The organism is Magnetococcales bacterium (genome assembly GCA_015231175.1).
Taxonomy (GTDB): Bacteria; Pseudomonadota; Magnetococcia; order Magnetococcales; family DC0425bin3; genus HA3dbin3.
This window is the reverse complement of record JADGBZ010000078.1, coordinates 1-16117: the sequence shown is the minus strand read 5'-3', so window position 1 is coordinate 16117 and position 16117 is coordinate 1. Positions and strand designations below refer to the sequence as shown.

The following is a 16117-nucleotide window of genomic DNA, read 5'->3' as shown; positions in this document are numbered from 1 at the left end:
CCAGGGAGCCAGCCCCCTGGACCCCGATTCGTGGTCGGGTGCTGAATAGTTACTGATCCCGGAGACTTTCGTTTTTTTGGGGAGTGCTGAAACATGTTCGCTCACCCTGACCAGAGAGGGCCAAACGAAATCCGACCACCTCCTCTCGCAACAAGGGCCGGAGCATTTTTTGGCTTGCACACCCCTGAAGTTTGGCGGAATAACCCCATCCTCCCCCTCTGACAATGACAAATCCGTTGTACTCCCCCTGTTCATGGTCCAGACCGGATGGGGAAGGGGGAGAATCTGTCACCAGGAGCGCACCCATCACCTTGCCACGCACTTCGCCCGAGACCCACTCCCACACATTGCCGGACATGTCGTACAAACCCAATGTGTTTGGACCTTTACCGGCTACGGGTTGATGGCCCTTTCCCCAAGGGAGACCAAACCAGGCGACGGATTGAAGATGACCCATCGATCCTGGGGCAGGCACGGTTTTCTCGCCCAACTGACAGGCGTAGCTCCACTCTGTGTCCGTCGGCAAACGATATTGCCGTTCCGATTGTCCGTTCAGCCGATCCATGAAGAGCTGAACGTCGCTGGCCGAAACACGTTCGACCGGGTGTGCATCCCCTTTGAAACGGGCAGGATTGCCATGCATGACCTTCTGCCACTGACTCTGGGTCACCTCGGTCTCTCCCAGCCAAAACCCGGCAACGCACTTTTCCGGCCCATCAGGCCCATTGGGGAAAAAACATCCGGCTGGTACCCAGACCAGACGGAGGCCTTTCAGCAGGGGTTCAACACACACCGCACCCACGCCAGGCGACGAAGGCGAATCTCCCGCCATGACCGGCAGCGGTCCCACCCATAACAGGGCCGCCAGCACCGCCAACCATGCATGGAACGTCGGCAGGGTACCAAACAGTTGCGTCACGACTGCTGCCATCTGCGCCGACCCCACACAAAATAGGCTGCAAGCGATAAAATCATCCCCACGCCCCCCCAAAAAGAGAGTGCATCGGCCACTTTCTGACGGACCGGAATGTTCCAGTCCGGTTGGCCATACGCAACCAGACGTTCCAGATTGGTTCGATCTGCCTGTTGGATGGGCGCCGACAGTTTGGCTATATTTTCCCTGTCTTGACGCAAATCCACGGGTGTTTGAAAATGATTCGCTTCCGGAAAAACAAGAGTGGCTGGATTTGTAAAATTGAAATGATTATTTTTTATCTTATAAACAGATCCTTCTTGAATATATCTAGGTACAAAATATCCAGTCGCATAGTTAAATAGAGCCTCGTATGTATACATACTGCTGGCTCTTTCATGAAACACATCTGTGTCCTGTTTTTTTTTTACGGATTCTATTTTAAAATCGTGCAGATTGTTTCTTGTTTCATGCCAATCCCTGATGATTCCTTCTACATTCCAAAACCCGCGATAGCCAACCCCGGTATCGTGGGCATACCAGGATGGCAAGGGGATGTAGAACAAATACAAAAACACTCCCACGCATGACAAGGTCAGCACCTTCTTTTTTTGTACTTTCATATCCCATTTTTCATATCTTTGGGCCAGGGCGTGGAGGCCAAGCATGGTCAGAGGCAGGATGAATGCCGTGGTGTAACGTGTCGTCACATGCAGCGACTGAAGCACGGGAAGCTGCGTCAGCCAGGCATTGAGGTAACCCTTGGCGAGGGTCAGCTCCAACGTGACCCAGATCAAGATGAGACCCGTCAGCAGGAGGAGACGATCTTTTTTCCAGACCCGGGCCAATCCCGGGCGGCCTGTGGTCAATCCATACCCCACGGCCAGGATGAGAAGGAACAACAGGACTGGGGAAACGCCAATATCGGTCTCCCAGAGACCATACCCGCATCCCGTGGCGATGGCTTCATGGCCGTCGATGGGCCAGGCCAGGGGGGTGGGGGGGAGGCGATCCGGATTGGCGACGCCGAATAGTTGCTTGATCACCATCGGCAACGTGGATTCCTTGACCATCATGGCAACCGATCTGGGCATCACGAACGCCCAAACCAACGCCACGGGGGCATAGAACAACTGGGCCACGAACCCCAGAAGGGCATGCACCCCGTTGATGGCATAGCTCTCATGCCACACCCGAGGGAAAAAGCGCATGAGGTGGTAGGTCGCCGACAGTTTTGAAGCGGTCAATATGAGAGAAAAAAATCCGCCCATCACAAGGAGTTGTACCGTTTTAACCAAACTTCTGGGCAGAGATTCGTTCAGCAGATGGGCCGTGATCATGATCAGGAAGCAGGAAAGAATCATGGCAACGGATATATAAAATCCCCCGCCATAAATGAGGTAGGCGGCCAGCAGGGCGATGCCTACCGCCCTGGGAAACACCGGCCACCGCCTTTCCAGCAGCAGCAAGGCCAGGAGCGGCAGGAGAGGAAACCCCAGATAGACGACATGGCCGACGCCAACGTGTTGCAGATAAAAGCCGTTGGCGCTGAAAATCACTGCGCCAAGTGTGGCGTAGGGCGCCGACAGGGGGATGATTCTGCGGAAAAAAAGGTAACTTCCGACGTAACCCATGCCCACACTGATGACCATCGCCAGGTTGAAGGCCTTCCAGGGATCCATCCAAAAAAGCAACACCTGCGGCAGGGAAAACTGGATCTGCTGGGGATTGGGATAGGCCGGCAACCCGCCACTGAAGGCAGGGGTCCACCATTGGATGTGCAAGCCATTTTTCAGGTAAAAAATATGACTGTCCAACAGGCGTGGCAAAAAATACGCAAAGTCGGATCCAACATAGGGATAGTTGGCATGGTTGAACCCGACATACACACACAGGATCGGCAGGAGAAGAGCCATATGGATCAACAGATATGGCACCGTTTTTTGGGGTGGCAACCCGACAGGAGCGACCACCTCGCCACCCTTTCTGGAGAGGGGTCCACTCACCGGCCAAGCCTCGATACCAAGTACCTGCCCGTCTTGCGCCGCCGGTAAGGGCTGCGCCGACGCGCCATTTTCTGCACCGGCATGACGGCATCCCAACCAATTGCTTCACGAACAAGGTAAAGTGGTCGTCGTTTGACCTCGATGAAGACCCGTCCCAGATATTCGCCGATGACGCCCAGGCCGATCAGGATGACGCCGCTGAAAAACAGATTAAAGACAAGCAGGGAGGCGTAACCAGGCACGTCTATCCCTTTGATCAGGGTGCGCAGAACGATAAAAGACATGTACACCAACGAGATCAGGGTGATCACACCGCCGACATAGGTCCAGACGCGCAACGGGACGCTGGAAAAGGAGAAAATGCCCTCCAGGGCCAGATTCCAAAGTTTCCAGTAGTTCCATTTGCTGGTTCCCGACATACGGGACGGGCGTGCGTAGGTCACAAAGGTCTGGGAGAACCCCTGCCAGGCAAAAAGGCCTTTCATAAAGCGGGTGCGCTCCCGGGCCAAACCGAGCGCATCCACCACTTTGCGGTCCAGAAGACGAAAATCTCCTGCGTGGGGTTGAATGGGAATATCGCTCATGACGTTGATGATTTTATAAAAAAAATGGGCCGTGGTCCGTTTGAGCCGGGAGTCCGAGCTGCGATCCACCCGCACGGCGATCACCATGTCATACCCCTCGCGCCATTTTTGCACCATCTCCGGAATAAGTTCCGGAGGATCCTGGAGATCGGCATCGAAGGGGATGACCGCTGCGCCACTGGCGTGGTCCATGCCTGCCGTCAGCGCCAACTCCTTGCCAAAATTGCGGCTCAGATCGATAATTTTAATTTTGGGGTTTTCGGCGCGGGCGGCAAGGAGCTTGCGCCACGAACCATCCGTGCTGCCGTCATTGACGCAGACAACCTCATGATGGGGCGTGATGTCATGCAGGATCGGCAGGACGGTTTGAAAAAAACGGTCCAGGGACTCTTCTTCGTTGTGAATCGGCACAACCAGAGTGATCTGGGAAGGAGAGGAAGGGCTGACTCCGGAAAAAGTTGTCTGGGTCTGGGACGGAGCCCCCATAAAATCTTCCACCACAAGCTCCTGTCTGAAAACGCATCGGGGTCCAGGGGGTTGGCTCCCTGGCAGGTCCAGGACAGAGTCCTGGTGGGGTTCGGGGCGAAGCCCTGACAAAGGCTTTCATAGCCAGGCTTTTCTTGAAAGGGTGCTGAATAGTTACTCTTAACTAGTGGCTCAACCGTGTTGATTTGATGTGCAGGCAAGCCATGAATCGGGGTCCAGGGGGCTGGCTCCCTGGCGGGTCCAGGGCAGCGCCCTGGCGGGGTTCGGGGCGAAGCCCTGACAAAGGCTTTCATATCCAGGCTTTTTTTGAAAGGGTGCTGAATAGTTACCCATTTCCAAGCTTTTCTTGAAAGAGTGCGGAATAGTCACGAAAAGTGAACACTTCAAATCATGTCGGTTGGTCCACCAGTTGTTTCGCCCCGGAGCGGCTCTCCGGGGCGATGGTCGGCATTACTGGGGCGGCATTTCCAATTCGACCAACACCCCGTTGAAATCTTTCGGGTGCAGGAACACCACGGGGTTGCCATGGGCGCCGATTTTGGGATCCTTGTTCAACACGCGCATCCCTTTGGCAGTGAGCTGGTCGATGGCTGCCTTGATGTCGGTCACTTCGTAGCAGACATGGTGCATGCCGCCGCCGGGATTTTTTTCCAAAAATCCGGCGATGGGGCTCTTCTCACCGAGGGGGTACAACAACTCCACCACGGTATTGGGCAGGTGAATGAAGACAACGGTAACGCCATGCGCCGGGACATCCTTTGGCGCGCTGACCTTGGCGCCCAGGACATCGCGGTAGGTGGCGATCGCTTTCTCCAAGTCAGGCACGGCAATGGCGATATGGTTGACACGTCCAATCATGATGAGATCACTCCAGTTCGATCAGAGGGGCATCGGCTTCAACGGTATCCCCGGGTTCAACGAAAATTTTCTTGATTTTGCCTTTGACTTCGGGACGGATGATATTCTCCATTTTCATGGCTTCCAGAACCAGAAGGGGTTCGCCAGCCTCCACCTCGGCGCCCACCGAAGTCAGGATGCGCAACGCCAGGCCAGGCATGGGAGAGAGGATCATCTTGGCGCTGACCGTCGACTCTTTGATCGGCATGAACTTGGCCAGCTTGTTGTGGAAAGGGGTACGGATGATCGCCGTGGCGCGGATGCCGCTCTTGGTCATGTGGAACCCTTCCACAAGGCGCCGATACTGGAAGGTATGGGGTTCGCCACCGGCATAAAAGGTGGCCATGTCGATTCCCGGGCGATGGGAATCGGCCATTTCGATGACCACCTCCGGTGAAAACTCGACAATGTTGATCCCCTCCCGGCGGTGGATGGTCAGAGAGACATCCTCCTCGTTGACGGTCACAACCAGCTCCTGCCGGGTTGGTATGACCTTCAACAGGGAGTTGTAATCCTGTTGAAGGCAGGCGGCGGCGGCGGCAAAAAGCCGCTTTTCGTCCTCTTCGAGTTCGACCCCCTTGAAGCCTTCGGGAAACTCCTTGGCGATAAAGTTGGTGGAGAGATTCCCGGCCACAAACCGCGGGTGGCGCATGATGGCGTTGAGAAAGTCGATGTTGTGGGCCGGTCCCCGGATCATGAAGTTGTCCAGGGCAAAGCGCATATACTTGATGGCTTCGTGACGATCCTCTCCCCAGGTGATGAGCTTGGCGATCATGGGATCGTAGTAGATGGAGACTTCGCCCCCTTCAAAAACGCCCGTATCCAGACGGACATGGGTCGTCTCGGCGGGGGGACGGAAATAGACCAGACGCCCGACCGAAGGCAGGTTGTTGCGGTAGGGATCTTCGGCATAGATCCGGCTTTCCATGGCCCAGCCATGGATTTTGATATCATCCTGGGTGAAGGCGAGCTTTTCCCCCCGGGCCACCCGGATCATCTGTTCCACCAAGTCGATGCCGGTGATCTTCTCCGTGATGGGATGCTCGACCTGGAGGCGGGTGTTCATTTCAAGGAAATAGAACTGTTTGTCCGCCCCTACCACAAACTCGACGGTGCCGGCGGAGACATAGTTGCAGGCCTGCGCCAGGCGGACGGCCTGCTCGCCCATGGCGCGCCGGGTTTGGGGATCCAGGAAGGGGGATGGAGCCTCCTCGATCACCTTCTGGTTGCGCCGCTGGATGGAACACTCCCGCTCGTTGAGGTAGAGGGTGTTGCCATGGCGATCCGCCAAAACCTGAATTTCGATGTGGTGGGGATTTTCGATAAATTTTTCGATGAAGACGCGGTCATCCTTGAAGTAGGAGCGGCCTTCGTTACAGGCCAGTTCCCACCCTTCGGCGGCCTCCTTGTCGTTGTAGGCCACCCGCATGCCTTTGCCGCCGCCGCCAGCCGAGGCTTTGATCATCACCGGATATCCCACCTGATTGGCCACCTCGATGGCCTGGGCGGCGGTCTTGATCACGTCCTGGCAGCCCGGAATGGTATTGACGCCCGATTTTTTGGCCAGCTCCTTGGAGGCAATCTTGTCCCCCATGGCCAGAAGAGCCGGCACGTCCGGGCCGATGAAGGTAACCTTGCGTTCCTGTAGCGCCCGGCAGAAATCGGCATTCTCGGAGAGAAACCCATAGCCCGGATGCACCGCATCGGCCCCGGTTTTTTCGATGGCGGCAAGAATTTTTTCGGCGACGAGGTAGGATTCGCTGCTGGATGGCGGACCGATATGGACCGCTTCGTCAGCCATTTTGACATGCATGGCCCGGCTGTCGGCGTCGGAGTAGACCGCCACGGTGGCGATTCCCATCTTGCGGGCAGTGCGAATGACCCGGCAGGCGATTTCGCCCCGATTGGCGATGAGGATTTTCTTCATGGTGTCGCTTCCCTCTCATCAGAATATCCAAGGTGCCCTTCCCGGAGTTGGCGACCGGAGAATGTGGCGGAATGTGGTGGAGCATATCGATGGCTATAAGGGGATGTTGCCATGCTTTCTCCAGGGATTTTCCAGCCGTTTGTTTTTGAGGAAACGCAGGGCACGCACGATATTGGCGCGGGTGTTGCGCGGCATGATGATGTCGTCGATAAACCCCTTTTCCGCTGCGACGAAGGGATTGGCGAAGGTGTTGGCATATTCGGCGGTTTTCAGTTTGAGAACTTCCGCCGGATTGGTGGCCGCACGAATCTCGTTGCGGAAAATGATCTCCGAGGCCCCTTTGGCCCCCATGACAGCAATTTCGGCGTTGGGCCAGGCGTAGTTGAAGTCGCCGCGCAGATGCTTGGAGGACATAACGTCGTAGGCGCCACCGTAGGCCTTCCGGGTGATGAGGGTCACTTTGGGAACGGTCGCTTCGGCGTAGGCGTAAAGAAGCTTGGCGCCATGGCGAATGATGCCGCCGAGTTCCTGTTGCACGCCGGGGAGGAAACCCGGAACATCCACAAAAGTGATGATGGGAATATTGAAGCAGTCGCAGAACCGCACAAAACGGGCGGCTTTGACCGAAGAGTTGATATCCAGGCAACCGGCCAACACCATGGGCTGATTGGCGACGATGCCGACAGTCTGCCCCTCAAGGCGGGCAAAACCGATGATGATGTTGCGGGCAAAACCGGCGCGAACCTCCATGAAATCGCCGTTGTCCACCACCTTTTCGATCAGTTCGTGCATGTCGTAGGGGCGGTTGGGATCATCCGGGACCAGGGTGTCGAGCGAGGGTTCGGTACGTTCCGGGGTGTCGCTGTTGGGAACGATCGGCGAGGGTTCGCGATTGTTGCCCGGCAGGAAGGTGAGAAGACGCCGCAACTGGCGCAACAGGGCCATTTCATGTTCGTAGGCAAAATCCGCGACGCCGGAGCGGGTGAAATGAGTGGTGGCGCCACCCAGTTCTTCAAAGGTGACCTCTTCGTGGGTGACGGTCTTGACCACATCGGGGCCGGTGACAAACATGTAGGAGTTGTCCTTGACCATCATGATGAAGTCGGTCATGGCCGGGGAGTAGACCGCACCTCCGGCACAGGGCCCGAGGATGGCCGATATCTGCGGCACCACACCTGAAGCCAGGACGTTACGCTGGAACACCTCGGCATAGCCGGCCAACGAGGCCACGCCTTCCTGGATTCGGGCGCCGCCAGAGTCGTTGATGCCGATGACCGGCGCTCCCATCTTCATGGCCATATCCATGATTTTGCAAATCTTCATGGCATTGGTTTCCGACAGGGTACCGCCAAAGACGGTAAAATCCTGAGAAAAGACGAAAACCTGGCGCCCGAATATGGTTCCGTGGCCGGTGACGACGCCGTCTCCGGAGGTTTTTTTGTCTGCCATGCCGAAGTCGATGCAGCGGTGGGCCACAAACATGTCCAGCTCTTCAAAACTGCCCGGATCCATCAGAACATCGATGCGTTCCCGGGCGGTGAGTTTGCCGCGGGCATGTTGGCCGTCCACCCTCTTTTGGCCGCCGCCCATGCGGGCTTCCTGCCGCAGCCGTTCCATTTTTTCCAGGATGTTTTCCATCTCGTGTACCGTTTCGTTTGGAAAGGGGTTTGCCTCAGGCCGTACTTTTTTCGGTGTAGGCGGAGAGTAGTTGGTCAGCGGCGGCCATGGGGGTCATGTGACCGCGGGTGACCGTTTCCTCCAGATCGGGGAGCAGTTGGCGAATCTGGGGGTGCGACGTGAAACGCCGTTTGAGGCCCTCTTCGATGAGCTCCCACATCCAGTGGCGGGCCTGACGCCGGCGCTTGCGTTCCATTTCGCCGGAGGCGGCCATGGTGTCGCGAAACGCCTCCAGAGTGGTGATGAATTCGGGAATACCGGCGCCGGAGGCCGCACTGGCCAGGAGCACCGGCGGAAGCCAATCCGGGGCGGGCGGATTTTGCAGGGTGAGGGCCTGACGCAGCAGACTGGCAGCGGATTTGGCCATCTCCCGCATGGTGCCGTCGGCCTTGTTGACCACCAGAATGTCTGCCAGTTCCATGATGCCCCGTTTGATGCCTTGCAGGTCGTCGCCGGCGTTGGGCAGAGCCAGGAGGACAAAACAATCCACCATGCTGGCAACGGCAACCTCGCTCTGGCCCACGCCGACGGTCTCCACAATAATGGTATCGAATCCGGCTGCCTCCAGAACCAGGATGGATTCGCGGGTTTTGCGCGCCACCCCCCCCAGGGTTTCGCCGGCTGGGCTGGGCCGGATGAAAGCATCGGGATGAGTGGACAACTGGGTCATGCGGGTCTTGTCACCCAGGAGGCTCCCCCCCGACCGGCTGGAGGAGGGATCCACCGCCAGAACGGCCAAACGCCTCCCCTGCTCGATCAACCGCATGCCAAGGGTTTCGATGAAGGTGCTCTTGCCAACGCCGGGAGGACCGGTGATACCCAGACGAAAGGCCCCACCGGTATGGGATTGCAGGGCGGAGAGGACGGCTGCGGCGCGCTCGTTGTCCACGAGGCGCGTGCTCTCCACGAGGGTAATCGTCTTGGCCAGCAGCCGACGGTCTCCGCTCCGCACTCCCTGAACGTGATATTCGGTGGAATATCCAGTCATTACGCTTTGGCGCCCGGGGTGGTACGATTTTCGATGGCCTCGATCACCTTGCCGGCGGCAACGACGATGGAGGTACCCGGGCCGAACACGGCTGCCGCACCGGCGTTGAACAGGGCCGGATAGTCCTGCTCGGGAATGACGCCACCCACCACCACGACAATCTCCCCCGCGCCCTTGGATTTGAGAAGCTGGACCAACTCGGGAACCAGGGTCTCATGGGCGCCGGCGAGAGAGGAGACACCCACCACATGGACATCGTTTTCGACGGCCTGGGCGGCGGCCTCTTCCGGCGTCTGGAACAGGGGGCCAAGATCCACGTCAAAGCCCAGGTCGGCAAAGGCCGAGGCGATCACCTTGGCGCCACGGTCATGGCCATCCTGGCCCATTTTGACCACCAGCATGCGGGGACGGCGGCCATGCTTGTCGGCGAAAGCCCGTACCTTGCCGGTCAACTCATCCCACTGGGGATTGGCCTCCCACACCTTGCCATAGACCCCGGTGACGGCGTGGGTCTCGGCGCGGTGACGACCGTAGACCTTCTCCAGGGCCATGGAGATCTCGCCGACGGTGGCACGCAGGCGGGTTGCCTTGATGGCCAAGTCGAGCAGGTTGCCGGTGTTGTCGTGGGCTGCGTTGGTCAGCGCCTCCAAGGCAGACTGGACATCCTTTTCGTTGCGGGTCTTGCGGATGTTCTCCAGGCGCTGGATCTGGGATTGCCGAACAGCGGCATTGTCCACCTTCAGCACATCCACCTTTTCGACCGTGGCGGGTTTGTATTTGTTGACGCCAACGATGGTATCCAGACCCCGATCGATGCGAGCCTGTTTACCGGCGGCGGACTCTTCGATGCGACGGTTGGGCATGCCGGTCTCGATGGCCTTGACCATGCCGCCCATCTTTTCGATCTCTTCGATAATTTTCCATGCTTCGTCGGCAAGCTCGCGGGTAAGCTTTTCCATCATATAGGAGCCACCCCAGGGGTCGGCGACGCTACAGATGTGGGTCTCTTCCTGGATGATCACCTGGGTGTTGCGGGCGATGCGGGAGGAAAATTCCGAAGGAAGGGCAATGGCCTCGTCCAAGGCGTTGGTGTGCAGGGACTGGGTACCCCCAAAAACAGCCGCCATGGCCTCGATGGTGGTCCGGATGATGTTGTTGTACGGATCCTGGGAGGTGAGGGACCAACCCGAGGTCTGGCAGTGGGTACGCAGAATCTTCGAGCGGGAGTCCTTCGGGTTGAACTGGCCAACGATCCGGGACCACAGCAGACGGGCGGCCCGCAGTTTGGCAATCTCCAGATAGAAGTTCATGCCGATGCCGAAGAAGAACGACAGGCGTCCGGCAAAGCTGTCCACTTCCTGGCCCCGGTCCACGGCGGTCTGGATGTAGGCCTTGCCGTTGGCCAGGGTGTAGGCCAGCTCCAGCACGGCGTTGGCCCCCGCTTCCTGGAGGTGGTAGCCGGAGATGGAGATGGAGTTGAACCTGGGCATGTGTTGGGAGGTATATTGGATGATATCCCCAACGATGCGCATGGAGGGCGACGGGGGATAGATGTAGGTGTTGCGGACCATGAACTCTTTCAGGATATCGTTCTGGATGGTGCCGCTCAGATCCTTCTGGGCCACCCCCTGCTCCTCGGCGGCAACCACATAGCCGGCAAGGATGGGAAGGACGGCGCCGTTCATGGTCATGGAGACCGATATGTCACCCAGGGGGATGCTGTCGAAAAGGATTTTCATATCCTCGACCGAGTCCACGGCCACGCCGGCTTTGCCGACATCGCCGCGCACCCGGGGGTGATCGGAGTCATAACCCCGGTGGGTGGCCAGGTCGAAAGCGACCGAAACCCCTTGACCGCCCGCTGCCAGGGCGCGGCGATAGAAGGCATTGGACGCCTCGGCGGTGGAAAAACCGGCATACTGGCGAATGGTCCAGGGACGGCCCGTGTACATGGTGGGATAGGGGCCGCGAATGAAGGGTTCCAGACCGGGGCCTGGTTCCATGTCGCTCATGTTTTCCAGATCGGCTGCCGTGTAGAGGGGCCGCACCACCAACCCCTCTGGAGTTTTCCACTCCAGGGAGGAGACGGGCTTGCCTTTCATGGCTTTCTCTGCGGATTTGCGCCAGGCCTCGTAGGCATCTGCCTGCTTCTTCGATGCGGTCATCGCTTTCTGTTCCCTTTTTTTGAAGGAGTGCCAAAATGAACCGGTCCAGTCTACCTTCCGTCCTCTCCGTGCGCCAGGATGCTTGCGATGACGCTCGAAAAACCGGGGTGAAGATCCAGAAGGAAGGGGTTCGGGGCAACACCCCGATAGAGTCCTTCACAGCAAGCAACCATTCAGCACCAACCAACGAATCGGGATCCAGGGCGCTGGCTCCCTGGCAGATCCAGGACGATGTCCCGGTGGGTTCGGGGCGAAGCCCTGACAAAGTTAAATCGGGTTGCGCATGGGAGCCGGATGGTGCAACTGATGCGTGACAAACAGGGCTGCTGTCAACAAAATCAAGGCATTGCCCTGATGGCCCGCCGCCAGGAAGAGCGGAACCTCCAGCAGGAGCGTGGCTATCCCCAGCCCCACCTGGAGCATGGCAACTCCCACGAGAAAATTCAACCCATTGCGTGTCCTGGCAGGCAGGATGTGGCGGAGCGCGGCCACTCTGAACAGCAGCACACTGCACAAGGTCACGACGGCCAGGAGGCGGTGATCCCACTGGACTGTGGCAATATTTTCAAAAAAGTTGTGCCAGAACGGTTCCAGTTGCCCATATTCCGGGGGTATCCAGTGTCCATCCATGAGGGGGAAGGTATTGAAGGCGTGTCCGGCCTTAAGTCCTGCCACAAAGCCACCCGAGGCGACCGTCAGGGCAATAAGCCCGGTCAGCGCCCAGGCCGCACGGCGCATGCCCCGTGTCGTTGCGGGCGGCACGGTCGTCACTCCCAGGTGCAGGCTCAGGGCGGTCCAGAACAGGGCGACATGAATCAGAAAAGCCAACATCAGGTGGGCAGTGAGACGGTACGGGCTGACGCTGGGGTCGTTGACCAGGCCGCTCTTCACCATGTACCACCCAAGGAGGCCTTGCGCACCGCCCAACAAAAAAATTCCCATCAGACGGGGAGCCAATGTGCCAGGCAGGCGCCGGGTCAACAGGAAGAAGAGAAAGGGGAACAAAAACACCATGCCGGCGATGCGGCCCACCAACCGGTGAATATATTCCAGCCAGAAGATGCCTTGAAACCCGGCCAGATCCATCGTGGTGGCATGAACCTTCAGATACTCCGGCGAGGTCCGGTACAGATCGAACATCGCCTGCCACTCCGCAGTGGAGGTGGGTGGCAACCAACGACGCACCGGCTCCCAGTTCACGATGGAGAGCCCCGACCCGGTCAGGCGGGTGACACCGCCGATCACCACCATGGCCAAAACCATGATGCAGCAGGCATACAGCCAGTAGGCGACTTGTTGGCGATATCTTCCTTCCAAACGTCCCTCCCCCTTTGGACCGTCAGCAGGATGTGCCGCATCATACCCAACGCGCCCCTTCGCCGCAAGATGGCCCATGCCGCCGCACGGCGATTTTGTGGATCACCCTCCAAAAGGTAGCCATTCTGTACTCGGCAACGAATTGGGGTCCAGGGGGCTGGCTCCCTGGCTTTGTCCAGGGCAGCGCCATGGTGGGGTTCGGGGCGAAGCCCTGACAAAGGCTTTCATGTCCAGGCTTTTCTGGAAGGGGTACTGAACGGTTACGCCTTATCTACCAGTTATCGTCGCTCTCGTAACCCAGACACTCTAAAATCTGCTGCGCAACCGACTTGAAAACCACCTTGTTCACCAGAGTGAAGCTGTTTTGCCAATCACCGACGATACCTTTACGTTTGATGTTTTTGGCGACGGCAGTTTTTCTTATAGTCACGGATGTTTGATCGAATTGCGTCAAACGGGCAATGGTGACACACTGTTCCCGGGAGAGGGGTGTATCCAGAAAACGGGCGATTCTCCCAATGGTATCAACTTTGTTGTTGACCACCTCCTCATAGGAAACAAAACAAATTGGTATGTGAAACAGTACGCACATGCGCCTCCACTGCTCCAGCCAGGCGACTTGATTGACAGGCAAGGATGGAAATTCAACATCTTTTACAAGGGTTCCACCTGTGATAAGTCTGTTGAGAGCCTTTTCCGTGCTGACATCGAGCAAAATCCTGGCAAACATGTTTTTCGATGTGGCGACAACTTTTGTATAATAATGATAAAATGAGGTGATCTGATCTCGCGGATCCCGGTATTGTACAATCACTTTGCAGGAACGATTCAACATCTCCTCAAACAGATCAAGATCGTTGGCATGCCAGTGCCCGATGAGAAAATGACCCCTGGGAATTTGATCCAGGACACCCCTGGAAATGGCATTGGATGGATAGTGATCCGGCCAATAGAACTCCTGGCCTGTCACCAACTGCAAAATATCGGACAACAGGTGCGTGCCGCTTTTGGGATAAGAAACCGCAACCAAGGGCGTGGGCGGGCGCCGATCTCCCGGCTTGTTTGGAGTACGAAGCATGAGAGAGTCCCCCTTTTGCGCCTGCAATTGTTCACGCAGAGAAGAGAGATCAGGAATGCCCAGCAACCCCGACCCGCCCGGCATGGTCGGGTCGATGCATGGTGCATTCTCGGGGTCATGGTTGCCATCCAAAAGGTGGCCCAACCCCATGGCTTGGACAATCCAGGCATCACGTGCGAACATGGTCAACTCAAATCACCCATATTGTCGACAATAAAAACTTGGAAATGAAAGCCTTTGTCAGGGCCTCGCCCCGAACCCCGCCAGGACTCCGTCCTGAACCTGCCAGGGAGCCAGCCCCCTGGACCCCAATACCAAAAAACGGTCATGGCCTCGGGTAGACCCATGCCAAATGCGATTGCCCTGCCTGGCCCCGACCGAACCATTGCCCGCTCCTGTCCAGAGATGGTACCCTCAGCCCCTGCCTGCGGCGATGGGGCGCCAGCCCCCTGAACCTCGATGCGTTGGTCATTTGCGCAAGCCAAAAAGGACTTGACATGGAGAAAAGCAAAGCATTTCTGTTGGGTCCAGATCAAAACATCGAGGTCGATCTGGCTGTTTTGGGAACCAGGGATTTTACCTGGCCCGGCAGCAGTCTGGTTTTGCACGATTTGATCCAGTCGCTCTCCCGGTTTTTGGCTGTCACGTTTCTGGAAAGTCCCACGCCGGGAAACCGGGCGCTTTTTTTGAAAAAAGGATTTTATCTCGGGGTCGCCACGTGGCTCTACTACCGCCACGCGCAAAATTGCCTGAAAAAAACGGCCATCCCGGGTCTTCGCCTGATCAACCACGGCTCCACGCCAGTCATGGTACACGGCAGAAACCTCCTTTTCAGTCGTTTCGACAAGAGTTCACCCCTCAAAAAATCGGTCGCCAGATTGGGCCAGATTGCGTTGCTCCGGTTGATCGACCTGTTGCATCTGCCGCGCCCGCTGGTTTGTCTCAACAATCTCCGCATTCCGAACGATGTGCCGTGCGTTTGGACGTGGCGCGTGCGCAACCCCTACAGCTTCATGGAGCGCTCCCAACCCCTGAGCCGGGAAGAGAGCCAATCCGTGCTGACGGCATTGGAAGGTTTATCCACCTTCCTGGAGGGGTTATGCAACCAATATGGGCTGATGGTCTCCCGGCAGGATTTGCAACCTCTCCTTGCGACCTTCATTCACCCCCAACTGGAGGGCGCCCTGAGAGATTTCAACCATATGATGAAAATTTTCCGTGGCCGTCCCATGGATTGTTTTTTGGGCTCCCTCTCTCCCTACAGTGCCGGTCTGCTGGCCATGGCGTGCAAGGAAAATGGCGGCAAGGTCCATGCCAGCGAGCATGCCGATTACCACTTTCGCATCGTCAACATGCTCATTCTGGTGGATTTGATCAACGCGGACACCTTTCATTGCGGCACCCCGGTCCGGGCCCGGCGCCTGCGGGAGGCGTCAGAACGCCATCCCCTCACTTTTACATGTGACATCAGATGGTTGCATGAAGACAGGCAGGATGATTTTACCCCCATGGCCCCCCCATGGTCCGGAACGAACAAGACCATCATGGTGATGGGTATCATCTGCAATCCGGAAAATCCGCGCGGCAACCTGGCCCTGCTGCCCATCCTGGATTTTGAGGTGCGTCTATGCCATTCCCTGCTGGCCTGGGGCTATCGGGTCATCTACAAGGTACACCCCGAGAGCACCTGGAATGGTCACGAAGAGTTGTTTGGCCCGGAGGTGCGGGTGGAGCGCGCCCCGTTTGAAAAGGTCTGGTCCCAGGCCGATGCCTACACCATCCTTTTGGCCCAGTCCACCACCACCATGCTGATCTGGCGCACGGACCGGCCTGTCTATCTCTTCTGGCAGGCGCATCTGGAACCGTTTGATGCAGACTCCATCACAAACATCCAACGCCGCTGCGAGGTGATTCCCGGAGAGTTCGATGCAGCCAACCGCATCCAGATCGACTTTGACCGTTTGCAAACCAGACTCAAGGATCCCAAACCATGGGATCGGGAGAGCGCCCGGGAACTCAGCAACTGAAACGGGGTCCAGCAACTGTCTTGACTGTCAAGCAGTTTCTGCCAGGGGGGGT

At 57.5% G+C, this 16117-nt stretch carries 11 protein-coding genes; 1 reads left to right on the top strand and 10 read right to left on the bottom strand.

The genetic code is table 11. The features are described from left to right. Window positions 1–49: 49 nt before the first annotated feature. From HQL63_13360 to HQL63_13315, 10 genes are all read right to left on the bottom strand, one after another. Window positions 50–931 carry a formylglycine-generating enzyme family protein gene (locus HQL63_13360; GenBank protein MBF0177816.1) on the bottom strand — a complete coding sequence of 294 codons (882 nt, stop codon included), beginning with the start codon at window positions 929–931 and terminating at the stop codon, window positions 50–52. Next, window positions 916–2919 carry a hypothetical protein gene (locus HQL63_13355; GenBank protein ID MBF0177815.1) on the bottom strand — a complete coding sequence of 668 codons (2004 nt, stop codon included), beginning with the start codon at window positions 2917–2919 and terminating at the stop codon, window positions 916–918. The genes HQL63_13360 and HQL63_13355 overlap by 16 nt, the downstream gene beginning before the upstream one ends. Further along, window positions 2916–3989, bottom strand: coding sequence for a glycosyltransferase family 2 protein (locus HQL63_13350; protein MBF0177814.1), 1074 nt, complete (start codon window positions 3987–3989; stop codon window positions 2916–2918). The genes HQL63_13355 and HQL63_13350 overlap by 4 nt, the downstream gene beginning before the upstream one ends. A gap of 450 nt (window positions 3990–4439) precedes the next feature. Beyond that, window positions 4440–4847 (bottom strand): methylmalonyl-CoA epimerase, encoded by a 408-nt coding sequence (gene mce / locus HQL63_13345; protein MBF0177813.1) that lies wholly within the window; start codon window positions 4845–4847, stop codon window positions 4440–4442. Between the two features lie 7 nt (window positions 4848–4854). Beyond that, window positions 4855–6813 (bottom strand): acetyl/propionyl/methylcrotonyl-CoA carboxylase subunit alpha, encoded by a 1959-nt coding sequence (locus tag HQL63_13340; GenBank protein ID MBF0177812.1) that lies wholly within the window; start codon window positions 6811–6813, stop codon window positions 4855–4857. A 93-nt stretch (window positions 6814–6906) separates the two neighbouring features. After that, the gene (locus HQL63_13335; protein MBF0177811.1) at window positions 6907–8451 is read right to left on the bottom strand and encodes an acyl-CoA carboxylase subunit beta; all 1545 of its coding nucleotides are present in this window, start codon (window positions 8449–8451) and stop codon (window positions 6907–6909) included. Between the two features lie 34 nt (window positions 8452–8485). Continuing rightward, complete coding sequence (gene meaB, locus HQL63_13330) at window positions 8486–9478, bottom strand: methylmalonyl Co-A mutase-associated GTPase MeaB (protein MBF0177810.1); 993 nt, start codon at window positions 9476–9478, stop codon at window positions 8486–8488. Then, a complete protein-coding gene (gene scpA, locus HQL63_13325) occupies window positions 9478–11643 on the bottom strand; it encodes a methylmalonyl-CoA mutase (protein MBF0177809.1) in 2166 nt (721 codons plus the stop codon). Before scpA ends, meaB begins: the two co-directional genes overlap by 1 nt. A 267-nt stretch (window positions 11644–11910) precedes the next feature. After that, window positions 11911–13038 (bottom strand): COX15/CtaA family protein, encoded by a 1128-nt coding sequence (locus HQL63_13320; GenBank protein ID MBF0177808.1) that lies wholly within the window; start codon window positions 13036–13038, stop codon window positions 11911–11913. 193 nt (window positions 13039–13231) lie between these two features. Beyond that, complete coding sequence (locus HQL63_13315) at window positions 13232–14221, bottom strand: sulfotransferase domain-containing protein (protein MBF0177807.1); 990 nt, start codon at window positions 14219–14221, stop codon at window positions 13232–13234. Between the two features lie 314 nt (window positions 14222–14535). Here HQL63_13315 and HQL63_13310 point away from each other — a divergent pair, with 314 nt between their 5' ends. Continuing rightward, window positions 14536–16065, top strand: a complete 1530-nt coding sequence (locus tag HQL63_13310) for a hypothetical protein (protein ID MBF0177806.1) — start codon at window positions 14536–14538, stop codon at window positions 16063–16065. Window positions 16066–16117 lie beyond the last annotated feature (52 nt).